Origin of the sequence: Tardiphaga sp. 768_D3_N2_1 (assembly GCF_052076105.1) — a bacterium.
GTDB lineage: Bacteria > Pseudomonadota > Alphaproteobacteria > Rhizobiales > Xanthobacteraceae > Tardiphaga.
Genome location: NZ_CP197245.1, coordinates 5,375,518 through 5,397,267, shown reverse-complemented (window position 1 = coordinate 5,397,267; position 21,750 = coordinate 5,375,518). Strand labels below are relative to the sequence as shown.

Sequence of the window (21,750 nt, the reverse complement as noted above, 5' to 3'; positions counted from 1 at the left end):
TCTGGCGATCGCTTCGCGCTAGTTCAGTCGCTTCTGCCCCGCCGTGTCGCGATACCAGTCGAACGGGCCGTCGCCCGTCGCGACCATCACGCTCTTGGTGTTGAAGTGATCGTCGAAGCTTTCGGTGCCGCATTCGCGGCCGATGCCGCTGTCGTCCACACCGCCCCAGGGCGATGCCGGGTCAAGGCGATGGTGATCATTGACCCAGACGATACCCGCCTTGACGCGGCCGGCCACGCGATGCGCGCGCGCGACATCACGGGTGCGAATGGCCGCTGCAAGTCCGAACGGGGAATCATTGGCCAGACGCAACGCATCGGCCTCGTCCTTGAACGGCGTGACGGATGTGAACGGGCCGAACACCTCTTCCTGGAAGATGCGCATGTCCGACCGGACATCGGCGAACACCGTGGGCTCCACGAAGAACCCGTTTTCGTGACCGGCTATCTTTGCCGCAACGCCACCAGCAACCAGCCGGGCACCGTCTTCGTGACCGAAGCGCGCATAGGAAAGCACGCGGTCGCGCTGGCGCGCCGAGATCACCGGACCGAGCTGCGTGTTGGGATCGAAAGGATCGCCGATGCGGATAGACTTCGTCTTGGCCTGCAGCTTCGCGACGAACTCGTCGTAGATCGAGGCCTGCACGATATGCCTGGAAGCGCAGACGCAAGTCTGGCCAGCACCGATGAATGCGCCGAAAGCGGCATAATTGACCGCCTGATCGACATCGAAATCATCGAACACCATAACGGGCGTCTTGCCGCCGAGCTCCATGGTCTGATGCGCGAAGACTTTTGCTGCCGAAGCACCGGCGACGCGCCCGGCCTCGGTGCCGCCGGTCAACACCAGCTTGTTGATGTCGGGATGTTCGGACAACATCTTGCCGGCACTTGGGCCGTAGCCCAGCACGATATTGAATACACCCGGGGGCAGGCCGGCTTCGGTGAAGATTTGCGCGAGCTTCAGCGTGGTCAGGGGCGTGTATTCCGAAGGCTTCACGACCGTCACGCAGCCGGTGGCCAACACGACCGCCAGCGACTTGCACAGGATCATCAGCGGATGATTGAACGGCGTACAGTTCGCCACGATCCCGATTGGCGTGCGCAGTGTGTAGTTGAGATACGCGCCTTCGACCGGGATGACCGAATCGCGCCGCGCCAGGGCAACGCCAGCGAAATAGCGGAAGAAATCAGGGAGACGCGCAAGCTGCGCCCGAGTCTCGTTGACCGGACGGCCGTTGTTCAACGTTTCCAGCCGGTACAGCGTATCGAGATTAGCCTCGAAGGCATCGGCAAGCTTGTTGATGAGGCGCGCGCGGGCGCGCGTATCCATGCCGCCCCAGGCGCGTCCTTCGAAAGCCGCACGCGCGCTCTTCATCGCATGATCGATATCGGCCGCGGTCGAATTGGGGATTCGTGCGATGACGTCGCCCGTAGCCGGGTTGCGCACATCGATCATCTCGCCATTGCCGGCTTCGACCTCACGGCCGTCGACGAAGTTGCCGTGAATCTCGACATCGATGGAGCCGGTTTTTGCTGGAATGTTCATAGATCTCTCCCTTCGACGATGATCGCGTTACGCGCCAAGGCAGGCAGCACGCGCTTTTCTGTTTTCTCGATGTGGGCCTTGATAATGCGCGCCGCGCCGCGTTGATCACGGCGCTGCATGGCGTCGATCAGGCTGACGTGCTCGCCAACCAGCTGCATGTGATCGCGGCCCTTGACGTTGGCGATGCTCACGCGCACCAGCCGGTCGGCCTGTTCGATCAGATCGCGCGCGGCCGACGCCATGCGCCGGTTGCCGGACGCCTCTGCCAGCGCGATGTGGAAGGCGCGGTTGTAGTCGATGAAATCTTCCGCTGAGCCGTCGAACGACCGGTACTGGTCCAACCCGCGCAGGATGTCGTCCGAGGCCTGCTCGATCGCCTCCGACACACAGGCCGGCTCGACCGCATAGCGAAACCGCAACAGGTCCCGGGCGTCCGAGATCGAGATCGGATTGACCCGGTAACCCTGGCGCGGCTGCACCGTCACGAGATGCTCCCGCTCCAGCCGCAGCAAAGCCTCGCGTACGGGCTGCCGGCTGACCGCATAGCGCTCCGCAAGTTCCTGCTCTCGCATATCATCGCCTGGCAAAAAGCGACACATAAGGATATCAGACCTGAGGCTATTGTAGACATTGTCCCTGAGAAGCACGGATTTTTCCTCTGATTCCTTCCGTAGGATGCATCTCGTGAAATATCACGTCAAGTCAGATTTCCGAGATCGGGGCTTGCTTTTGGGTTCCGGTCCGGGACACAACAGGGCAGGCAGGATGCGACAGCCGAGCAGGCTGCGGCCTGGAAGCTTTTGACGGGAGAGGCAAAAATGGCAGATCGGCGCTTGGCAAACGGCACCGTCAATGCAGCGCAATTTGGCGAAGGACCGGCCATCGTGCTGCTTCACTCGCTGCTGTCTGACCGGGCAAGCTTCGATCGGATCGTGCCGTCACTGGCCAAGACCCACCGTGTCGTTGTTCCCGAATTGCCAGGCTTTGGGGGATCAGACGCCGCAAGCGGCGGATTGGCGGCGGTGGCTGACCGCATGGCGGAGGCCGTCAGGGACTGCGGCGACAGTGCGGACACGATTGTGCTCGGCAACGGCTATGGCGGCTTCGTCGCCTTGCAGATGGCGATCCGCCATCCCGACATCGTAGGCCGTCTGGTTCTCGCCGATTGCGGCGCGGCATTTTCCGAACCCGGTCGTGAGGCGTTCCGCAACATGGCGACGGCAGCATCGACCAAGGGATTGGCGGCAGTCACCGATGTCGCGATGCGACGTCTGTTCGCACCTGAATTTCAGGAGCAGAATCCGGACTTGATGCGCGATCGCCGCGAGGCCTTTCTGCGCACCGATCCCGCTGTGTTTCAGAGTGCGTGCGAGTCCCTGGCGACGCTGGATCTGCGCCCCGAGATCGGCACCGTCAAAGCGCCGGTGTTGGTGCTGGTCGGCGAGCACGATGAAGCGACGCCACCACCGATGTCCAGAGAGCTTGCTGCCGGACTACCTGATGCACGGCTGATCGTGCTTCCGGGCTGCGCGCATGTCCCGCAATTGCAGAAGCCGGACGTCTTTCTCGATGCGATCTCGGATTTCGTATCGGTTGCGGTGGCACGCTAACCGCGCCACGCAACCGAACGCGTCGATCAACCCGCCAGATCGAGTTTCGACGCTACTGTCGCATCGGCATTGAGCCGGTAGATCACCGGCGCGCCGGTCGCCAGTTCGCGGGCCAGAATGCCTTCCGGCGTCAGCTTCTCCAGCACCATGATCAGCGCGCGCAGTGAATTCCCGTGCGCAGCGACCAGCGTGCGTTCGCCGCGCAGCACGCAAGGCAGGATCTCCTGCACGAAATACGGCAGCGTGCGCGCCAGCGTATCCTTCAGGCTCTCGCCACCAGGCGGCGGCACGTCATAGGAACGGCGCCAGACATGGACCTGCTCCTCGCCCCATTTGGCGCGGGCATCGTCCTTATTGAGGCCGGAGAGGTCGCCGTAATCGCGCTCGTTGAGCGCCAGGTTCTTCGTGACGGGAATCCCGGTCTGGCCCATCTCGGTCAGCGCAAGCTTCAGCGTGTGCTGCGCGCGGGTCAGCGCCGAGGTGAACGCGACATCGAAGGTCAAACCCTGCGCCTTCAGCTTGCGGCCCGCTTCCTTGGCCTCTGCGACGCCCTTCTCGGTGAGATCAGGATCTTTCCAGCCGGTGAAAAGGTTCTTCAGATTCCATTCGCTCTGTCCATGACGGACGAGGACGAGAAGACGTTCGTTCATCGAGAATTCCGTTTCGTTCTTCTTACATTTCACCAAGGCCGAGCACGTCAGCCATCGAATACAAACCGGGCTTTTTTCCATGCGCCCACATCGCCGCCTTCAGCGCACCATGGGCGAAGATCATGCGATCCTCGGCCTTGTGCGACAGCTCGATGCGCTCATGGGGACCGGCGAAGATCACCGTATGATCGCCCGCGACAGTGCCGCCGCGCAGCGAGGCAAAGCCGATATCGCCGGTCTTGCGCGCACCCGTGAGACCATCGCGGCCACGGGCCGAATGTTGCTCGAGCGGAATCTTGCGGCCCTCGGCAGCAGCCTGACCCAGCATGAAAGCCGTGCCCGATGGTGCATCGATCTTGGCCTTGTGGTGCATCTCCAGCACCTCGATGTCGAAGCCGTCATCGAGCGACTGCGCGACGCGCTTCACCAGCGCGGCAAGCAGATTGACGCCAAGGCTCATATTGCCTGACTGCACGACGATGGCCTGGCCGGTCACGCTCTTGATCACCGCGTTATCCGACGCCGACAGGCCGGTAGTGCCGATCACATGGACGAGGCCGCGCTGGGCTGCGATCGCGACATTGGCGATGGTTGCCGCGGGAACCGTGAAATCAAGAATGCCATCGGCATCCTTCGACAGCGTCCAGAGATCAGCTGAGAGTTTGACGCCGTTCTCGGGCAGGCCGGCGAGCACGCCGGCATCCTGTCCAAGCAGCTCCGAGCCGGGCGCCTCGAGCGCACCGGACACGACAGCGCCGGGGGTTTCGGAAATGGTGCGGATCAGGGCGCGGCCCATTCGGCCACCAGCGCCAGCAACGATCAGTCTCATATCGGACATTGAACGATCCTCAGTATCTCAAGGCGGTATAGCGGCGCGCTGCCACGGCGGCAACACGCCACGGTACCTAAAGTCCTTAGATACCAATTAGATCAGACACATGCTTAAGGCCCAGCGGCTCAAGGCTTGTTCGCTCAAGGCTGCGGACCGTCATACCCCTCGATGATCACGAGGTCGCTCTCGCCATGCGGGCTGCGCATCGCCACCAGTCGCTGGTATTCCGGCGAATTATAACAGGCCAGTGCGGTCGCGTAGTCCCTGAATTCGAGCACGACATTGCGCGACCGCGAGGTGCCTTCCTTGGCCTCGAACTGACCGCCGCGCACCAGGAATTTGGCCCCGAATTTATTGAAGACCGGGCCGTTCTCGGCCACGTACTGCTTGTAACCGTCCATATTGTGCACGTCGGCACGCGCAATCCAGTAAGCCTTGGCCATCTTGTAGCTCTCCCTGTCCCGTTCTTACTTGCTCGCCAGCGCCTGCGTGATTTCGGCGACTATTGCCTCGGCGGCAGCCTTCGGATCGGCGGCTTCCATGACCGGGCGACCGACCACCAGATAGTCCGAACCTTCGGCAATCGCGCGTGCCGGAGTCATGATCCGCTTCTGATCGCCCACGTCACTGCCCGCAGGGCGCACACCGGGCGTGACCAGACACATCTCGGGCTTGATATGCTTGCGCAGGTTCGCCGCCTCTTCCGGCGAGCAGACGAGGCCATCGATACCGAGCGCCTGCGCCTGCTGCGCGCGCGCGGCGACGAGATCGCTGACACCGAGCTGATAGCCCGCAGCTTTCAGATCCTCGTTGTCGTAAGAGGTCAGCACGGTCACGGCGAGGATCTTCAGGCCGGAACCCTTGCTGGCATTAGCCGCCGCCTGCATGGTCTGCGGATAACCATGTACGGTGAGGAAGGTCGCGCCGAGCTTCGCCACGCTTTCCACACCGCGCGCGACGGTGTTGCCGATGTCGTGCATCTTGAGGTCGGCGAACACCTTCTTGCCGGCATCGGCGAGCTTGCGCACCAGCGGCAGGCCACCGGCATAACCAAGCTGATAGCCGATCTTGTAGAAAGTCACGCTGTCGCCGAGCCGCGCGATCATCGCTTCGGCAGCGTCAACATCCGGCAAATCGAGCGCAACGATCAGGCGATCGCGAGGGTCAATGGTCTGCAACGTCATGTCATCTCACTTCATCTGCTGCGCGACATCGATGAGCTGGCGCACCATCGCCGTCATCGCATCCTTGTCAGCGGCGTGTTTCAGCCGGTCCATATCGTCATAGGCTTCGCTCGCGAATGCCAGTGTCAGCTGATTCGGGATCACAGTCGCGCGGCAGGCCGACAGCACCAGCCGGAGCGCCTGCAGGCAACGCGTACCACCGAGCCGGCCATTCGACGCCGCAGCGATCGCAAACGGCCGCTCCCGAAACACTTGGCCCTTGCTCTCATGCGTGTCTTCCACGCGCGAGACCCAGTCGATCGTGTTCTTCACCAGCGGCGGCAGCGACGCATTGTATTCGGGCGTCACGATCAGCACACCATGATGCGCCGATATCATGCGCTTCAGATCGAGCGCATGTTTCGGCACGCCGGAATTGCTCTCGAGATCGCCGTCATAGATCGGCAGCGGAAAGTCGCCGAGTGAAATCCTGCTGACGTCGACATCGGCGCGAACCAGCGCATCGACGGCGACGGCCGCCAGTTTCGCATTCAGCGATCCTGTGCGCAGCGAGCCGGGAATAACGAGGATCTTGATCGCGGCCATGATTCCGATCGTCGGGCGAAGCCGCCGCGCGATCGCGGCCGGCACTAGCGTTTGCGATACACCCAGACGCGGGCCGGCGGAAGATTCATCCAGATCCGCTCGGAGGCCTCTGTGGACACGCCGGGCAGCGATTTCGGGATCGGCGGCGCCACCGAATAGGTGAATTGCACGAAGGGCGCGTTCGGCGACATGGCCGTAAAGGCATCGCGGATCAGCTTGAGGCGCGTCAGCATCGGCTTGGTAACCAGCGGCAGGCCGGAGACAACGGCGGAGGCGGGTTCTTTCAACACGTCCCACAGCGTATCGCGCAATGCGTAGGCGTCACCCTGAACGATCGTCGCCTGCGGGTAGCGCTCGCGCAGCAGCGCGCAAAAGGTGGGGTTGAATTCGACGAGCACCAGACGCTTTTGGTCCACCCCGTGCGCAACCAGCGCAGAGGTGATCGCGCCGGTGCCGGGTCCAAGTTCGATGACCGGACCGGTCGTGTCATTATCGACATATTGCGCCATGGTGCGGGCAAGAGCTTTGCCCGACGGCATCACCGCGCCCATATGCAGCGGCTTATCGATCCATGAACGGAGGAAGCGGACCTCGTCGTCGAGACGGAGCGGCTTCTTCAACGTACGCGCGGACGAGTGCAGAGGCATGTCGCTTCCAGGCAGACCGCGGAACGTGCGGAACGTCAGAATTTCGTCATAAAGAGGTATAGGCAACAATGGAAACGGTCAAGCTTCCAACGTCAGGAGCCTGTCCGCGTTCCGAAGAAGTCCTTGACCTTAGTGAAGAAACCCGCGGCTTCAGGTTGCGTTGCACCCGAAGATAGTTTCTCGAATTCGGCCAACAGCTCCTGCTGCTTTTTCGTCAGGTTCTGCGGCGTTTCCACGACGACCTGGACATACATGTCGCCGGTCTGGCGCGAGCGCAGCACAGGCATGCCTTTCGACGAAACGCGGAAGCGGCGCCCGGACTGGGTACCCGAGGGAACCTTGACCTTGTTGCGCCCGCCTTCGATGGTCGGCACTTCGAATTCGCCGCCCAGCGCCGCGGTTACCATCGAGATCGGCACGCGGCAATGCAGGTCCGCGCCATCGCGCTGGAAGAAGTCGTGTGAGGCCAGCGACAGGAAAATATAGAGATCGCCCGACGGGCCGCCGCGCGCACCGGCTTCACCTTCATTGGCGAGACGAATGCGGGTGCCGTCTTCGACGCCCGCCGGAATGTTGACCGAGAGCGTGCGCTCGCGCTCGACGCGGCCGGCGCCGGAACAGCTCGGGCACGGATCCTCGATCATCTGACCGCGGCCCTGACAGCTCGGGCAGGTCCTTTCCAGCGTGAAGAAGCCCTGGGCCTGGCGGACGCGACCGGCGCCGCCGCAGGTCGAACAGGCCTTCGGCTTGGTGCCGGCCTTGGCGCCGGTGCCGGAGCAGGCTTCGCAGGTCACCGCGACTGGAATCTCGATCTGTGCGGTCTTGCCGGAGTAAGCTTCCTCCAGCGTGATTTCCATATTGTAGCGAAGATCTGCCCCGCGCTCGCGGCCGCCGCCGCGGCCACCACCGCGCTGCCCGGCCATGCCGAACAGATCTTCGAAAATGTCGGAGAAGGAGGAGGCGAAGCCGGATCCGAAGCCCGGACCACCACCGCCGCCATTGCCCTGTTCGAAGGCCGCATGGCCATAACGGTCATAGGCCGCGCGCTTGTCGCCGTCCTTGAGAACGTCGTAGGCCTCGGCAATTTCCTTGAACTTCACTTCAGCGGCGGCATCGCCTGGATTCTTGTCCGGATGCCACTTCATCGCAAGCTTGCGAAACGACGTCTTCAGGGTCGCATCATTCGCGCCGCGCTCGACTTCCAGCGTCTCGTAATAACATTGCTTGGTGGACATCGGTCAGATCCGCCCGAAATTGGTCCTCATCCCGAGGAGCATCCCAGAAGAACGCATCGCTGAAGATGCTACTCCCGTACTAACAAAACTTGCCTAACAAGGCCCGCCTGACAAAAAACAACCCTCATCCTTCGAGACGCGCACCGCGCTACTCAGGATGAGGGTCATTGTTCCGCTCGCCTATCAGGCCGACTTCTTCGGCTTGTCGTCATCGACTTCCGTGAACTCGGCGTCGACCACGTCATCCTTCTCAGCATCGCGCTTGGCGTCAGCCTCGGCCTGCTGGGCGTACATCGCTTCGCCGAGCTTCATCGAAGCCTGCGCCAGCGTATTGGTCTTGGCCTTGATCGCCTCGGCATCATCGCCCTTCAGAGCTTCCTTCAGGTCGCTCATGGCATCCTCGATAGCGCGGCGCTCGGTCTCACCGACCTTGTCGCCATGCTCGCCCAGAGCCTTCTCGGTCGAATGCACGAGGGCATCGCCGTGATTCTTGGCATCGACAGCCTCACGACGCTTCTTGTCGTCGGCAGCGTTGGCCTCGGCGTCCTTGACCATCTTCTGGATGTCCGACTCGGACAGACCGCCAGATGCCTGGATCCGGATCTGCTGTTCCTTGTTGGTTGCCTTGTCCTTCGCCGACACGTTGACAATGCCGTTGGCGTCGATGTCGAAGGTCACCTCGACCTGCGGCATGCCGCGCGGAGCCGGCGGAATGCCCATCAGATCGAACTGGCCAAGCGGCTTGTTGTCGGCCGCCATTTCGCGCTCACCCTGGAAGACCCGGATGGTGACGGCGTTCTGGTTGTCTTCGGCCGTCGAGAACACCTGGCTCTTCTTGGTCGGGATCGTCGTGTTGCGCTCGATGATGCGGGTGAACACGCCACCCAGCGTCTCGATGCCCAGTGACAGCGGAGTCACGTCGAGCAGCAGCACGTCCTTGACGTCGCCCTGCAGCACGCCGGCCTGAATGGCGGCGCCGATGGCCACGACTTCGTCCGGGTTAACGCCCTTGTGGGGCTCCTTGCCGAAGAACTGCTTCACGACTTCCTGGATCTTGGGCATGCGGATCATACCGCCGACCAGAACCACTTCGCCGATTTCACCGGCGGTGAGGCCGGCATCCTTGAGCGCCTTGCGGCAAGGTTCGATGGTCTTCTGCACGAGATCGTCGACCAGCGCTTCAAACTTGGCGCGGGTCAGCTTCAGCGTCAGATGCTTCGGACCGGATGCATCCGCCGTGATGAACGGCAGGTTGATTTCGGTCTGGGTCGTCGACGACAGCTCGATCTTCGCCTTTTCTGCAGCTTCCTTCAGGCGCTGCAGAGCCAGCTTGTCGTTGCGCAGGTCGATGCCCTGCTCCTTCTTGAACTCGTCGGCGAGGTAGCCGACCAGGCGCATGTCGAAATCTTCACCGCCGAGGAACGTATCGCCGTTGGTGGACTTCACTTCGAACACGCCGTCGCCGATCTCGAGGATCGAGACGTCGAAGGTGCCGCCGCCGAGGTCGTACACAGCGATGGTGCCGGACTTCGACTTGTCGAGGCCGTAAGCGAGCGCAGCCGCAGTCGGTTCGTTGATGATGCGCAGCACTTCGAGGCCGGCGATCTTGCCGGCGTCCTTGGTGGCCTGACGCTGGGCGTCGTTGAAGTAGGCGGGCACGGTGATGACGGCCTGCTCGACCTTCTGGCCGAGATGAGCCTCCGCGGTTTCCTTCATCTTCTGCAGCGTGAAGGCGGAGATCTGCGAGGGCGAATAGGTTTTACCGTCGACTTCGACCCAGGCGTCGCCATTGCCAGCCTTGGCAATCTTGTAGGGGACGAGCTTCTTGTCCTTCTCGACGGTCGGATCGTCATAGCGGCGGCCGATCAGGCGCTTGACCGCAAAAATGGTGCGCTCGGGATTGGTAACTGCCTGGCGCTTGGCCGGCTGACCGACGAGGCGCTCGCCATCATCGGTAAAAGCCACGATGGACGGCGTGGTGCGCATGCCTTCTGCGTTCTCGATGACCTTCGGCGTTTTGCCATCCATGACGGCGACGCAGGAATTCGTCGTACCGAGGTCGATACCGATGACCTTTCCCATGCTCTCATATCCTTTTTCTGCGGCAGGTTGGCTGGGCCCTGACGGCACCCCGCTCCCAACCCCCAAACATCAACTATTCGCGATATTGCGACGGTAGGCCTCATATAGGAGGGGGGGTGGTGGCCGCAAGGCATCTGGCACACTCCAGCCCCATGAAAACACGACCATCGCGCGAAATTAATAATTGGTGAAACAGACCCTTGGCGGTTGTTTCGCCCATACGCGACGGATCGGCGCGGGCGGCGCCGGGAACGGATTTATGGCTTGATCTGTTGGCGGAACAGGGCAACCGTGAACGCTCGTTCCGGCCGGGCGCGCGGCGGCCAAGGCCGGAGCCCCGCACCATCGAACAGCCTCAATGCAAACCCAGTAGATTTTTCATGAAACACGCTGCGCCTCTGTTCGCTTTGACCATGCTGACGGCCATTTCGGCGGTCCACCGCCCCGCTTTGGCGGCTGACCCCGTCTTCCCGCCGGGTGTCCGCGTGGGGCTGTCCCCGTTGGTTGGCCTTGCCCCGGCAAAGACCTTTGTCGGCTTCGAGACCTCCGACCAGGGCGTCAAGGTGCTCATGACCGAATTGCCAGGGGCCGCCTTCAACGAGGTTGAGACCGCGTTCAAGGCCAATCCGGCAGGTATGGTCGCTAAGCCCGAGACCATCGAGACCACGGCCGGAAAGGCCTTCTACACGATCGAGAACGCGAAGGACGCGACCGGTAATGTCAGGCGCTATTCGATGATCGTCGGCGGCGGAACCTTCTCAGGCTATGTCGCCGTACAGGTTCCGGAAAATGCCCAGAAGATCTATACCGACGACGCGGTGCGCCAGATGTTCTCGTCCGTTGTGGTGCGCAAGGAAGTGCCGCTGGCCGAGCAGCTCGGCCTGATGCCGTTCAAGGTCGCCGAAATGAGCGACTTCAAGACCGTCCGTACGCTGGCGCCGGGCGCCGCTTTGTTGCTGGCCGACTCGACCGACGAGAACAGTATCGAAACGAGTCCTTTCATGGTGATCGGCAGCCTTGCCTCGGCACCGGAAAAGCCGGACGACCGCGGCCGCTTCGCCCAGCAGGCTGCAGGCACGATCCCAGGCCTGCGCGAAGGCCGCATCACCATGTCGGAGCCGCAGCGGATCGACGGTATGCCCGGCTATGAGACGCGCATCGACGCGGTCAGCGGCAAGAACAACACGCCCGTCAGCGTGGTGCAGTGGCTGCGCTTCGGTGGCGGCAAAATCACCATGCGCATTATTGCAAGCGCTCCGCGCGATGACTGGGCCAAGGCGTTTCCACGCTTCCGCGCCGTGCGCGACGGCATCGAGCCGCGCTGACGCAGCACAACATCGGCTTCAGGGCTTATGGCTTTGCGTAAGAAGCGTCACCTTGTTGATGGTGGCCACGACGCGAAAATCCTTTAACAGATCAGCGACGTCGGGATGCGCTTTTAGCCATTCCGAGCCGCCGCCGGTGAGGTCATCCACCAGCACCAGGGTCGGTGGTCTTTTCTTGATATCCTCGATCAGCATCGTGCGCTCACGCGCGGCATAGGCCTCGAGCAGTCGATCTTGTGCAGGACTTACTCCGCCTCTGCTGCGCAGGACCGCGTGATAGGCAGCGATCCACAGGCCTTGCTGCCGCAAAACCCATGTTCCGCCGACCGCGCGCACAAGAGGATGTCCGATGCCCGGCTCGGCGGAGATAGCAAGAATGACAGGACGCGGTCCCAGTTGCGAGATTTTCTCCTGCAGTGGGCGCGCATCGAAGGCGGTGTCGAACCATAACATGGAGCGTATGAACAGCAGCACCGGCAGGATGACCGCGCCGACGCCGAACAGACGATCCGTCCTGGTAACCGGCAGATAGGTCATACGCGCATAGCCAAAAGCAAGCAGTGCGAGCGCAATCATTGGGTATGAATGGTAGGGCCAGCCTTTGCCCTGCAAAACAAAACCAGCGGCAAAGCCGGCCGAGGTCGCCAGTAGCAAAACGAACGGACCATCGACGCCGGCGCGCCGTTTGAGCACCACAGCCGCGAGCAACGCGGTGGCCCATAGTGTCACTGCCGGCTTTTCCAGCAGCGTCATGACCGGCTGCTGCACCTGAAGATAAACATCGCGGACCATCGGCCCGACTACCGTCAGGAATTCCGGAAACAGCCCAATGACGACAGCGGCGTAGAGCGCCAGCGCGACGGCGAGCGTCAGATATTCCGGCCGCAGCAGGACGCGCCACGATAACCGCGTGGAGACAGCCTCCGCGACCAGCGCGCCGAGCAGGGCTATCGCGAAATAGGGCTTGAACGACAGCGCAATCGCCGCGCCGATGCCGGCTGCGATGGCCGCGGGCCATGATGGTGTGCTGTGCTTTATGCGGCACGCCAATACAGCCAGCATCGGCAGCATGGCGATCAGCGCAATATGTTCGCGCTGACCGAAAGTCTGCGTCGGCAGCACGGCCAGCAGTGCAATTGCCAGCAGCGCCAGCGGCCAACCTTGCGCGACACCGAGAACCGACGCGCGCGACAGAATGCGAGCGCTGAGCAGCAGCGACACGGCGATGCCGATAAAGACCAGCGCATCGGTCACGCGCTCCGCAGCCAGTCCGAGCGCGCGGGCGATGGCGATTCCCGGCAAATAGGCCAGGACGGCCATCGGCGGATTGGTCTCGATGATATCGATATAGAGGCGCTGGCCGTCGAGTACGCGCTCGCCGACGGTCAGAAGCCAGCTTACATCCGTATTGGCCGCCAGAACATGACGCAGCACGATCGCCACGATCAGCAGCGCGACGACGGCGAGCCACGGAAGGATACGATTTCGCTGCAGCGTCCGCCCGGGCAGAACAGCACTTGCGGTTTCGCCCGGCGTGGTGGCGCGCGTCACGGCATCCTCTTCAGGATGTCGATGCCGTCGATGGTCTGCACCAGGGCATAGGGCTTCAGGAGCTGCGCCAGTTCCGGATCAGCTTGCGCCCAAGCGCCCCAGTCGCTGTCGCGATTGTCGACCAGCACCACATCCGGCGAAGACGCCCGGAAATCCGCGACCAGCCCGTCGCGCTCGGTTGCGACATGGCGATCGAGACGCGCCGAAGTCACTGCATCGAAGGACTGTTCTTGACGCGCACGGCGAACGATCTCCCGGATCAAGAATGCCTCCTGACGCGACACCCAGACACCGCCGACATCACGCACGAGCGGGTGCGCGATGGTTGCCGCGCCGCCCAGCATCATGATCTTCGGATGTGGTCCAAGCTTCGCGACCGCAGCTTCGAGTTTGCGGATATCGACGCTGGCGTTGAACCAGACGCAGGCGTTAGCGAGGATCGTAACGGCCGCAAGCGATGCCGCGATGCGTAGGCGGCGCAGGCGTGCCGTCACAGGATCGACCGCCGCAACGGCATAGCCGAGCGCCATCAGCGACAGCGCCACCATGGGAAAGGCGTGATAGCCCCATCCCTTGCGCTGGACGAAGAACGCCACCGCAAAGCCGAACGAGGTTGCCAGCAACACGGTGACCGCGGCATCGGGCTTGTGCCGGCGTTGCAACAGCAGCACCGCGAGTACCGCAGCGAGCCACAGCATCGTGGCGCCACTGAGCGCCAGGGCCAGCCACGGCGCTGCCAGTAAAAGATAGACATCGCGGACGACGGGATAGATCTGCGTGAAATAGGCCGGGAACGATACATAGATCCAGGCGGCATAGGCCACGACCAGCACGCCGGCGATCCAGTTTTCCGGTGCGACGAGAATGCGCCACTGCCGCGCCTGCAAGGTCGCGGCGAGGATGGCCGCGCCAACACCGAGCGCGAAATACGGTTTGAAGCTCATGGTGACGGCCGCGCTGACCCCGGCGATGACGATCGCAACGGTCGACACCGGCTCGTTCCCGGCACGGCGGATCAGGACCGCAAGCGCCGGCATCAAGAACAGCAGCGCGAGATGTTCACGCTGACCGAAATCGTACATCGGCAGGATGCCGAGCAGCGCCACGGCCCATACAGCGAGCGCACCGGCGGCAGAGCGACCCGGCAGCTTTGAGTTACGTAGCAGCCACCATGTCAGTCCGAGCGAGGCCGTCATCAGAGCCAGCATCAGTGCAATGGTCACCGCTTCCGGCCGCAGGCCCGTGACGCGCGCCAGCGCCACGCCGAGAAAATAGATCGATCCGGCCATCGGCGGATTGGTCTCGAGAATATCCAGATAGAGCCGCTGACCGTCGAACACACGTTCACCAACGATCAGCCACCAGCTTACATCGACATTAAACGGCAGCGCCCAGCGCAGCCCGAGCATCACCACACACACAGCCAACCCGGCAATCAGCCAGGGCCACGCAAGCTGTGCACGGGGAGCGGCAGCCTCACCGATCAAATTCCGATTTTGGGCAGCCCGGCCTCGGGCAAGCCGCAGGCCGATATCGATCGTCATGCGCTCAACTTTTCAGGCAATGCTGCCGCCGAAACTAGGAGAGGCGCATTAACAAGCCCTTGCGCGGACAGCCCGAAATGCGGCTGCCGCCCGCACCACGATCCGCTTTACGCAATGACCGCGACCTGATTGTCTGTGAGGGTTCAATCTCGGGGGGACGACGATGCTCAACAGACGTCAAATTCTCGGAGGGCTTGGAACCATGGCCATGACCAGCCTAGCTCCCAAAACACTGTCCGCTGCCGGCAAGGTCAGCCTCGATCGCACATCCGTCCTGCTGATAATCGACGTGCAGAATTGCTTCCTGCCCGGTGGCAGCCTTGCGGTAAAGGACGGTGATAAGGTCGTGCCGGTCATCAACGGCATCGCCAAGAAATTCGCAGACGTGGTGATGACCCAGGACTGGCACACGCCGGGCCATATCTCCTTCGCATCCAGCCACAGCGGCAAGAAGCCGTTTGAGACCACCGATGTGAAATACGGCAAGCAGGTGCTATGGCCGGATCACTGTGTGCAGGGCACTGAAGGAGCTGCGCTCTCGAGGGATCTCGCCATCCCGCATACCGAGCTGATCCTGCGCAAGGGCTTCAACAAGGACGTCGACAGCTACTCGGCCTTCACCGAGGCCGACGGCAAGACCACCACCGGTCTCGCCGCCTATCTGAAAGCCCGCAAATTGCAGCGCGTGTTTATCGCCGGTCTCGCCACAGATTTCTGTGTCGCGTGGTCCGCCCTCGATGCGAGAAAAGCAGGTTTCGATGTCTATGTGATCGAGGATGCCTGCCGCGGCATCGATACGCAGGGTTCGCTGGCCAAGGCCTGGGCCGACATGAACAAGGCCGGCGTGAAGCGGATTCAATCGGGCGATCTGGCGGCTTGATCCATGCTCTCACTGTCGTCGCCCGACTTGATCGGGCGACCCAGTAATCACCGGCACTTGTAGTATTGCACTGGCAGCAGCGTGTGCTGTTATCACCCGCTTTCGCGGGTGATGACAGCCAGAGACGCTGTTACTCCGAAGCCGGTGCAGCCTTGACGCCGCCCTTCGACACGCCAACCAGCGCCGGGCGCAGCACGCGCTCGCCGATGGTGTAACCGGCCTGCACGACCTGAACGACGGTTCCCGCAGGCACCGATGCATCCGGCACTTCGTACATCGCCTGCTGGAAGTTCGGATCGAACTTCTCGCCCGACGGATCGAACTTCTTCACGCCGTTCTTTTCCAGCGTGTTGAGCAGCGAACGCTCGGTGAGTTCGACGCCTTCGAGCAACGCCTTCAAACCGGCATCGGCCGCCGCCTTGGTTTCGGCCGGGATCGCGTCGAGCGCGCGCTGCAGGTTGTCGGCAATGTCGAGCACGTCGCGCGCGAAATTGGCAATCGCGTAGGTGCGGCCGTCGGCGACTTCCTTCTGGGTCCGCTTGCGCAGATTTTCCATCTCCGCCAGCGTGCGCAGCATCTTGTCGCGCGCGTCCGCGGCTTCCTTAGTCAGAGCCTCGACCGAATTCGGTTCCGGATCGTCCGGCATGATGTAGGGCTTGGAGACCACCGGATCGGCGGCCGCTGCCGTCTTGTCCTGATTGTCGTTCTGCCCATTGGAATCAGTCATCACGCCGCCTTCTCAAAAACACGCCAAAATGGTGGGATTGCTGAGCGGGATATCGGGGTTTAAGCGTCGAAAATCAAGCGCAACCAGCCGGAATGCGGGATCTGGAACCGGCCCTGTCAGCCACCGAGCATGCGGCTGACGATGCGCGCCGCGTAATCCACCATCGGGATCACCCGCGCATAATTCAGCCGGGTCGGGCCGATGACACCGAGAACGCCGACAATATGGCCGGCGCCGTCGCTATAGGGCGCAATGATCGTGGACGAGCCGGACAGTGAGAACAGCTTGTTTTCCGAGCCGATGAAGATGCGGACACCTTCGGCCGTCTCCGCCCGGCCGAGAAGGTCGATCACCTCGCGCTTGGCTTCCAGATCGTCGAACAGGTGGCGAACACGCTCCAAATCCTCCAGCGCGTGCAGGTCCTCGAGCAGATTGGCCTGGCCGCGCACAATGAGCTGCCGATCGTCCTTCTCGCCGCCCGACCAGCTGGCGATGCCGGCGGCGATCACCTTCTGGGTCAGTTGATCAAGCTCGATCTGGCTCTGGGCCAACGCAGTTTCCAGCTCCAGCCGGGCTTCGGCCAGCGTCCGGCCGCGAATCCGGGCATTGAGGAAGTTCGAGGCCTCGTTCAGCGCTGATGACGGCACGCCGGGCGGCAGGGTCAGGACGCGATTTTCAACCTGACCGTCTTCGGCCACCAGCACGACCAGCGCCTTTTCGGGCTCCAGACGGACGAATTCGATGTGTTTCAACCGCACATTGGACTTGGCGGTCAAAACTACCGCCGCTGCGCGGGTTAGGCCGGACAGCCGCGTCAGCGCCTCGCCGAGGGCCGCCTCCACGGTCTGCGAGCGACCCACCGAAGACAGCTGCTGCTGGATCGACTGCCGCTCCGGCTCAGTGAGGTCGCCGACCTGCATCAGGGCATCGACGAAAAATCGCAGTCCGAGTTCGGTCGGCAGCCGTCCGGCAGAGGTATGCGGCGCGTAGATGAGGCCAAGCTGCTCCAGGTCCGACATGACGTTGCGGACCGAGGCCGGCGACAGGGGAACCGTGATCAGGCGCGAAATATTGCGCGAACCGACAGGTTCGCCGGTAGCGAGATAACTCTCGACGATCTGCCGGAAAATCTCGCGCGACCGCTCATTGAGCTGGGCGAGCCCGGCATGCGGCGAGATCAGGCCGATCGGATCGTGGTGGGCCACAGGCAACTCCTTGAGGACCTAATTTGTCGCTCCGGCGGGCCGGATACAAGCACCATTGCGTGCGTGGAACCTGCCCCTGCCCTTGCCGCTACGGTCCGTGGCCCCTAAAAGCACCGCGAACAGGCTTTCTCTGGACATTTGGAAGGATTTTCTCATGCGGCCAAGCCGTCGTGCGCCCGATGAACTGCGCGCCGTGTCGCTGGAACGCGGTGTCGTCAAATATGCCGAAGGCTCCTGCATGGTGAAATTCGGCGACACCCATGTGCTGGTGACCGCCACGCTGGAAGAGCGGCTGCCGCCATGGCTCAAGGGCCAGGGCCGCGGCTGGGTCACTGCCGAATACGGCATGCTGCCCCGCGCCACGCTGGAACGCACCCGCCGCGAAGCCGCATCCGGCAAGCAGGGCGGCCGTACCGTCGAAATCCAGCGACTGATCGGCCGTTCGCTCCGCGCTGCTGTTGATCTCGAAGCACTCGGCGAACGCCAGATCACTATCGATTGCGACGTGATCCAGGCCGACGGAGGCACCCGCACCGCGTCGATCACCGGCGCGTGGGTTGCGTTGGCCGACTGCATTTCGTGGATGAAAGCCCGCAACATGTTCAAGAACGGCGGCGGCAACGTGCTGCGCGACAATATCGCGGCAATCTCCTGCGGCATCCATCAGGGCACCCCGGTGCTCGATCTCGATTACGCCGAGGATTCGGAAGCCGACACCGACGCCAATTTCGTGATGACCGGCGATGGCCGCATCATCGAGGTGCAGGGCACCGCCGAAAAGACGCCGTTCACGCAGGACGAGTTCCTGAAGCTGATGGCGCTGGCGCAGAAGGGCGTCGGCCGGCTGGTCGAATTACAGAAGATGGCGGTGACCTGAATCGAGATCGTCGTGCCCGGCGCATGCCGGGCATCCGCGCCTTGGCCGCGCGTGAAGACGTGGATGGCCGGGACAAGCCCGGCCATGACGGAGTATTATTTTTCATGACCCAACATCGTCGAATCACTGGCAAGCTCGTCATCGCCACCCACAACCCCGGCAAGCTTGCCGAGATGCGCGACCTCTTGGCCCCTTACGGCATCGAGGCCGTGTCGGCCGGCGAACTCGGCCTCCCCGAACCCGACGAGACCGGCGATACCTTCAAGGCCAATGCGGCGATCAAGGCGATTGCTGCGGCCAATGTCGCGCAATTGCCGGCCTTCGCCGACGATTCAGGCCTTGTCGTCAATGCCCTCGATGGCGCGCCCGGCATCTATTCGGCGCGCTGGGCTGGTGAATCCAAGGACTTCACCGGGGCGATGACGCGCATCGAACGCCTGCTGCAGGAACGCGGCGCGACGACGCCTGAGAAGCGCACCGCACATTTCGTCTCGGCACTCTGCGTAGCATGGCCCGACGGTCACGTCGAAGAAGTCGAGGCACATGCACACGGCACGCTGGTCTGGCCGCCGCGCGGCACCGCCGGCTTCGGCTACGATCCGACATTCCTGCCCGATGGTCACACCCGCACCTATGGCGAGATGACCGCCGTCGAAAAACACGGGTTGCCACCACTCGGCGAGGGCCTGTCGCATCGCGCCAGGGCATTCGTGAAGCTCGCGGAGATCTGCCTTGAGCCACGCTGACGCACAGCAAGACGCATTCGGCGTTTATGTGCACTGGCCGTTCTGCCTGTCGAAGTGTCCGTATTGCGACTTCAACAGTCATGTCCGTCATCACGCCGTCGATGAAGTGCGCTTCGCACGCGCCTTCGCGCGCGAGATCGAAACCACCGCAGCGCGCACACCCGGCCGTACCGTGACGTCGATCTTTCTCGGCGGCGGTACGCCGTCGCTGATGCAGCCGCAAACCGTCGGCGCGATTCTCGACTCGATCGGCAAATACTGGAACGTCGCCTCCGACGTCGAAGTATCACTCGAAGCCAACCCGACCTCTGTCGATGCGACGCGCTTTCACGGCTATCGCGAGGCCGGCGTCAATCGCGTGTCGCTGGGCGTCCAGGCACTCGACGATGCTTCGCTGAAATCACTGGGGCGTCTGCATAGCGCGCGTGAAGCGCTCGATGCGGTGGCCATCGCGCGCAGCGCATTCGATCGGTATTCATTCGATTTGATCTATGCGCGTCCCGACCAGACCCCGCAGATGTGGACCGACGAACTCAAGCTCGCGATCTCGGAAGCCGCAGAACATCTGTCACTGTATCAACTGACCATCGAGGAAGGCACGCCGTTCTTCGGACTGCACGCTGCCGGTAAACTCAAGATACCGGACGAAGGCCTCGCGCGCACGCTTTATGACGTGACGCAGGAGGTCTGTGCGCAGCAGGGCTTGCCGTTCTACGAGATTTCCAACCACGCGCGTCCTGGCGCAGAATGCAGGCACAACCTCGTCTATTGGCGCGGTCAGGAATATGCCGGCATCGGGCCTGGTGCCCATGGCCGCCTCGACATCGACGGTGTCAGACATGCCATCGCCACCGAGAAACGCCCGGAAGCCTGGGTCATGCGCGTGGAAGACAACGGCCACGGCGTAATATCCGATGAATTGCTCAACAGCGAGGAACGTGCCGACGAATATCTGCTGATGGGCCTGCGCCTCGCTGAGGGCATCGATCCCGCGCGTTATCAGATGCTCTCCGGTCGCGCGCTGGATGAGAACCGTATCGCCATCCTGCGCGAAGAAGGCGCGATCGTCGTCGAAGCGAATGGCCGCCTGCGCGTGACGCAGGAGGGATTTCCAGTGCTAGACGCGGTGGTCGCTGACCTCGCGGCTTGAACGCTACGCGCCAAAGCTTTTCGGCGAGCCCGCCACCGCTTGACCACCTCCGGACGCAACCTTCATCACGGCGAGGCCGCGATCGTTGCCGCCATCGCTGCGAAACCGGAACAGACCATCGATGCCGGCAAAGCCGGACGGATTGGTGAGCGTTTCAGGCGCGAAGCGCTGTCCGCCCTGGGTGCGCGCCAAGGCAGCCACCAGCGCGACGGCATCGTAAGCGAGCGTCGCCGTGCGCACGGGATCGCCGCCATATTTTGCGCGGTAGCGACCGGCGAAGGCACGGAACCCTGCAGGATCCGGCGCGGCGTAGAGCCCACCCTGCAACGCCGCGCTGTTGAAGACGCGCGGATTGTCCCACAGGCCCGTTCCGAGCAATTGCACGTTGCGCAGATTGGCACCCGCCGCGGTCAGTGCATCGGCCGTTGCGACCACTGCGTCGCCATCGTCTGCGATGAAGAGCGCGTCGGCGCCGGTGAGCGATGCTGCAATGTTGCGTGCTGCGCTGGAACGATCCGCGCCATAGCGCTCAAAAGCAACGATGCGGCCGCCCTTTCGCGCCACGGCCTGCTTGAAGGCGACTTCCACGACATTGCCATAGGCATTCTCGGGCAGCATCGCCGCAAAGGAGCGCTTACCCGTGCCCGCAGCGTAATCGACGATGCGATTGACGTCGGATTCGGGCAGGAAACTGAGCAGGTAAACACCGCGGCCAGCGACGCTCGAATCGGTCGAGAAGGCGATCACCGGCACGTTGCGCGCGCGGGTGAGCTGCGCCGTAGCAGGCACAGACAGTGCAAACAGCGGCCCGAGAATGATTTCGGAACCTTCGTCGAGCGCCTGCTGAGCGGCCTGTTGCGCGCCCTGCGCGCTGCCGTTGTCGTCCTTGATCAGCAATTGAATGCTGGGATTCTGGAATTCGGCGAGCGCCATTTCGGCGGCATTCTTCATCGATTGCGCGGCGACGCCGGCATTGCCCGACGCTGACAAAGGCAGGATCAGGCCCACTTTGGTGCCGCCAGTGCCCACAGACTGTGGCTGCTGCGCCGGCCCCGCGGGAGGTCCTGACGGCGACGCCGGCCCGGTGCCGAAGGCATTGGTCAACGTGGACTGCACACCCGCGCAGGCTCCGAGCAGCGGCGCGCCCAGCAGCAGGCCGACAGCCGTCCGCCGTGTTGCGCCCCACGTCGCGCCCTGGGTCCCGGATTTGGGGTCGAACGGATCCGCCATCACTTCTCTTCTTTCGGCCGCATCACATCGGCCCGCCTCGTCACCCAGTATATAGTGTGAGGCGCGGATTCAGACATATTGTCGGCGATAAGTTAACCAAAACAAAAGCTTTATGTTCGGCCATACCTCGTCACCGTAGCCA

At 62.7% G+C, this 21,750-nt stretch carries 21 protein-coding genes; 6 read left to right on the top strand and 15 right to left on the bottom strand.

The features are described from left to right. Nucleotides 1-18 precede the first annotated feature (18 nt). Nucleotides 19-1,548, bottom strand: a complete 1,530-nt coding sequence (locus AB8A27_RS25375; protein ID WP_441244274.1) for an aldehyde dehydrogenase — start codon at nt 1,546-1,548, stop codon at nt 19-21. Continuing rightward, nucleotides 1,545-2,195 (bottom strand): GntR family transcriptional regulator, encoded by a 651-nt coding sequence (locus AB8A27_RS25370; RefSeq protein ID WP_441244273.1) that lies wholly within the window; start codon nt 2,193-2,195, stop codon nt 1,545-1,547. The genes AB8A27_RS25375 and AB8A27_RS25370 overlap by 4 nt, the downstream gene beginning before the upstream one ends. Nucleotides 2,196-2,366: 171 nt before the next feature. Between AB8A27_RS25370 and AB8A27_RS25365 the strand changes: the two genes are divergently transcribed. After that, nucleotides 2,367-3,158, top strand: a complete 792-nt coding sequence (locus AB8A27_RS25365; RefSeq protein ID WP_441244272.1) for an alpha/beta fold hydrolase — start codon at nt 2,367-2,369, stop codon at nt 3,156-3,158. Between the two features lie 26 nt (nt 3,159-3,184). Here AB8A27_RS25365 and AB8A27_RS25360 read toward each other — a convergent pair whose 3' ends face one another. The 8 genes from AB8A27_RS25360 to dnaK all read right to left on the bottom strand — a co-directional run bounded on the left by AB8A27_RS25360 (nt 3,185) and on the right by dnaK (nt 10,373). After that, nucleotides 3,185-3,808 (bottom strand): 2,3-bisphosphoglycerate-dependent phosphoglycerate mutase, encoded by a 624-nt coding sequence (locus AB8A27_RS25360; protein WP_441244271.1) that lies wholly within the window; start codon nt 3,806-3,808, stop codon nt 3,185-3,187. 22 nt (nt 3,809-3,830) lie between these two features. After that, on the bottom strand, nt 3,831-4,646 hold the full coding sequence (gene dapB / locus AB8A27_RS25355; protein WP_092140881.1) for a 4-hydroxy-tetrahydrodipicolinate reductase: 816 nt from the start codon (nt 4,644-4,646) through the stop codon (nt 3,831-3,833). Between the two features lie 134 nt (nt 4,647-4,780). Continuing rightward, the gene (locus AB8A27_RS25350) at nt 4,781-5,083 is read right to left on the bottom strand and encodes a DUF1330 domain-containing protein (protein WP_441244270.1); all 303 of its coding nucleotides are present in this window, start codon (nt 5,081-5,083) and stop codon (nt 4,781-4,783) included. A gap of 24 nt (nt 5,084-5,107) precedes the next feature. Further along, entirely contained in the window at nt 5,108-5,824 is a 717-nt protein-coding gene (gene pyrF / locus AB8A27_RS25345; protein WP_441244269.1) for an orotidine-5'-phosphate decarboxylase, read from the bottom strand. A 6-nt stretch (nt 5,825-5,830) separates the two neighbouring features. After that, nucleotides 5,831-6,409, bottom strand: a complete 579-nt coding sequence (locus AB8A27_RS25340; RefSeq protein ID WP_441244268.1) for an NADPH-dependent FMN reductase — start codon at nt 6,407-6,409, stop codon at nt 5,831-5,833. Nucleotides 6,410-6,453: 44 nt separating this feature from the next. Continuing rightward, entirely contained in the window at nt 6,454-7,056 is a 603-nt protein-coding gene (locus tag AB8A27_RS25335) for a class I SAM-dependent methyltransferase (RefSeq protein WP_441244267.1), read from the bottom strand. Between the two features lie 92 nt (nt 7,057-7,148). Continuing rightward, on the bottom strand, nt 7,149-8,291 hold the full coding sequence (gene dnaJ, locus AB8A27_RS25330) for a molecular chaperone DnaJ (protein WP_441244266.1): 1,143 nt from the start codon (nt 8,289-8,291) through the stop codon (nt 7,149-7,151). 183 nt (nt 8,292-8,474) lie between these two features. Next, a complete protein-coding gene (gene dnaK, locus AB8A27_RS25325) occupies nt 8,475-10,373 on the bottom strand; it encodes a molecular chaperone DnaK (RefSeq protein ID WP_092140891.1) in 1,899 nt (632 codons plus the stop codon). 380 nt (nt 10,374-10,753) lie between these two features. Between dnaK and AB8A27_RS25320 the strand changes: the two genes are divergently transcribed. After that, complete coding sequence (locus AB8A27_RS25320) at nt 10,754-11,698, top strand: hypothetical protein (RefSeq protein WP_441244265.1); 945 nt, start codon at nt 10,754-10,756, stop codon at nt 11,696-11,698. An 18-nt stretch (nt 11,699-11,716) separates the two neighbouring features. Here AB8A27_RS25320 and AB8A27_RS25315 read toward each other — a convergent pair whose 3' ends face one another. Both AB8A27_RS25315 and AB8A27_RS25310 read right to left on the bottom strand, forming a co-directional pair. Continuing rightward, on the bottom strand, nt 11,717-13,249 hold the full coding sequence (locus AB8A27_RS25315) for a hypothetical protein (RefSeq protein WP_441244264.1): 1,533 nt from the start codon (nt 13,247-13,249) through the stop codon (nt 11,717-11,719). Next, entirely contained in the window at nt 13,246-14,793 is a 1,548-nt protein-coding gene (locus tag AB8A27_RS25310; RefSeq protein WP_441244263.1) for a hypothetical protein, read from the bottom strand. The genes AB8A27_RS25315 and AB8A27_RS25310 overlap by 4 nt, the downstream gene beginning before the upstream one ends. 163 nt (nt 14,794-14,956) lie before the next feature. Between AB8A27_RS25310 and pncA the strand changes: the two genes are divergently transcribed. Then, entirely contained in the window at nt 14,957-15,673 is a 717-nt protein-coding gene (gene pncA, locus AB8A27_RS25305) for a bifunctional nicotinamidase/pyrazinamidase (RefSeq protein ID WP_441244262.1), read from the top strand. A 130-nt stretch (nt 15,674-15,803) separates the two neighbouring features. On the opposite strand, the gene grpE is transcribed toward pncA, so the two are convergent. After that, nucleotides 15,804-16,400 (bottom strand): nucleotide exchange factor GrpE, encoded by a 597-nt coding sequence (gene grpE / locus AB8A27_RS25300; RefSeq protein ID WP_441244261.1) that lies wholly within the window; start codon nt 16,398-16,400, stop codon nt 15,804-15,806. Nucleotides 16,401-16,516: 116 nt separating this feature from the next. Then, complete coding sequence (gene hrcA, locus AB8A27_RS25295; protein WP_441244260.1) at nt 16,517-17,605, bottom strand: heat-inducible transcriptional repressor HrcA; 1,089 nt, start codon at nt 17,603-17,605, stop codon at nt 16,517-16,519. Between the two features lie 154 nt (nt 17,606-17,759). On the opposite strand from hrcA, the gene rph reads away from it, so the two are divergent. From rph to hemW, 3 genes are all read left to right on the top strand, one after another. Then, entirely contained in the window at nt 17,760-18,482 is a 723-nt protein-coding gene (gene rph, locus AB8A27_RS25290; protein ID WP_441244259.1) for a ribonuclease PH, read from the top strand. A gap of 104 nt (nt 18,483-18,586) precedes the next feature. Then, entirely contained in the window at nt 18,587-19,228 is a 642-nt protein-coding gene (gene rdgB, locus AB8A27_RS25285) for an RdgB/HAM1 family non-canonical purine NTP pyrophosphatase (protein WP_441244258.1), read from the top strand. Next, the gene (gene hemW / locus AB8A27_RS25280; protein WP_441244257.1) at nt 19,215-20,378 is read left to right on the top strand and encodes a radical SAM family heme chaperone HemW; all 1,164 of its coding nucleotides are present in this window, start codon (nt 19,215-19,217) and stop codon (nt 20,376-20,378) included. The genes rdgB and hemW overlap by 14 nt, the downstream gene beginning before the upstream one ends. 3 nt (nt 20,379-20,381) lie before the next feature. On the opposite strand, the gene AB8A27_RS25275 is transcribed toward hemW, so the two are convergent. Then, entirely contained in the window at nt 20,382-21,608 is a 1,227-nt protein-coding gene (locus AB8A27_RS25275; RefSeq protein WP_441244256.1) for a penicillin-binding protein activator, read from the bottom strand. Between the last annotated feature and the right edge of the window lie 142 nt (nt 21,609-21,750).

Excerpts from the sequence above, each read along its gene's own strand:
- AB8A27_RS25375 (WP_441244274.1), bottom strand. The coding sequence starts at position 1,548 with ATGAACATTCCAGCAAAAACCGGCTCCATCGATGTCGAGATTCACGGC.
- AB8A27_RS25365 (WP_441244272.1), top strand. The coding sequence starts at position 2,367 with ATGGCAGATCGGCGCTTGGCAAACGGCACCGTCAATGCAGCGCAATTT.
- AB8A27_RS25360 (WP_441244271.1), bottom strand. The coding sequence starts at position 3,808 with ATGAACGAACGTCTTCTCGTCCTCGTCCGTCATGGACAGAGCGAATGG.
- dapB (WP_092140881.1), bottom strand. The coding sequence starts at position 4,646 with ATGTCCGATATGAGACTGATCGTTGCTGGCGCTGGTGGCCGAATGGGC.
- AB8A27_RS25350 (WP_441244270.1), bottom strand. The coding sequence starts at position 5,083 with ATGGCCAAGGCTTACTGGATTGCGCGTGCCGACGTGCACAATATGGAC.
- pyrF (WP_441244269.1), bottom strand. The coding sequence starts at position 5,824 with ATGACGTTGCAGACCATTGACCCTCGCGATCGCCTGATCGTTGCGCTC.
- AB8A27_RS25340 (WP_441244268.1), bottom strand. The coding sequence starts at position 6,409 with ATGGCCGCGATCAAGATCCTCGTTATTCCCGGCTCGCTGCGCACAGGA.
- AB8A27_RS25335 (WP_441244267.1), bottom strand. The coding sequence starts at position 7,056 with ATGCCTCTGCACTCGTCCGCGCGTACGTTGAAGAAGCCGCTCCGTCTC.
- dnaJ (WP_441244266.1), bottom strand. The coding sequence starts at position 8,291 with ATGTCCACCAAGCAATGTTATTACGAGACGCTGGAAGTCGAGCGCGGC.
- dnaK (WP_092140891.1), bottom strand. The coding sequence starts at position 10,373 with ATGGGAAAGGTCATCGGTATCGACCTCGGTACGACGAATTCCTGCGTC.
- AB8A27_RS25320 (WP_441244265.1), top strand. The coding sequence starts at position 10,754 with ATGAAACACGCTGCGCCTCTGTTCGCTTTGACCATGCTGACGGCCATT.
- AB8A27_RS25310 (WP_441244263.1), bottom strand. The coding sequence starts at position 14,793 with ATGACGATCGATATCGGCCTGCGGCTTGCCCGAGGCCGGGCTGCCCAA.
- pncA (WP_441244262.1), top strand. The coding sequence starts at position 14,957 with ATGCTCAACAGACGTCAAATTCTCGGAGGGCTTGGAACCATGGCCATG.
- grpE (WP_441244261.1), bottom strand. The coding sequence starts at position 16,400 with ATGACTGATTCCAATGGGCAGAACGACAATCAGGACAAGACGGCAGCG.
- rph (WP_441244259.1), top strand. The coding sequence starts at position 17,760 with ATGCGGCCAAGCCGTCGTGCGCCCGATGAACTGCGCGCCGTGTCGCTG.
- rdgB (WP_441244258.1), top strand. The coding sequence starts at position 18,587 with ATGACCCAACATCGTCGAATCACTGGCAAGCTCGTCATCGCCACCCAC.
- AB8A27_RS25275 (WP_441244256.1), bottom strand. The coding sequence starts at position 21,608 with ATGGCGGATCCGTTCGACCCCAAATCCGGGACCCAGGGCGCGACGTGG.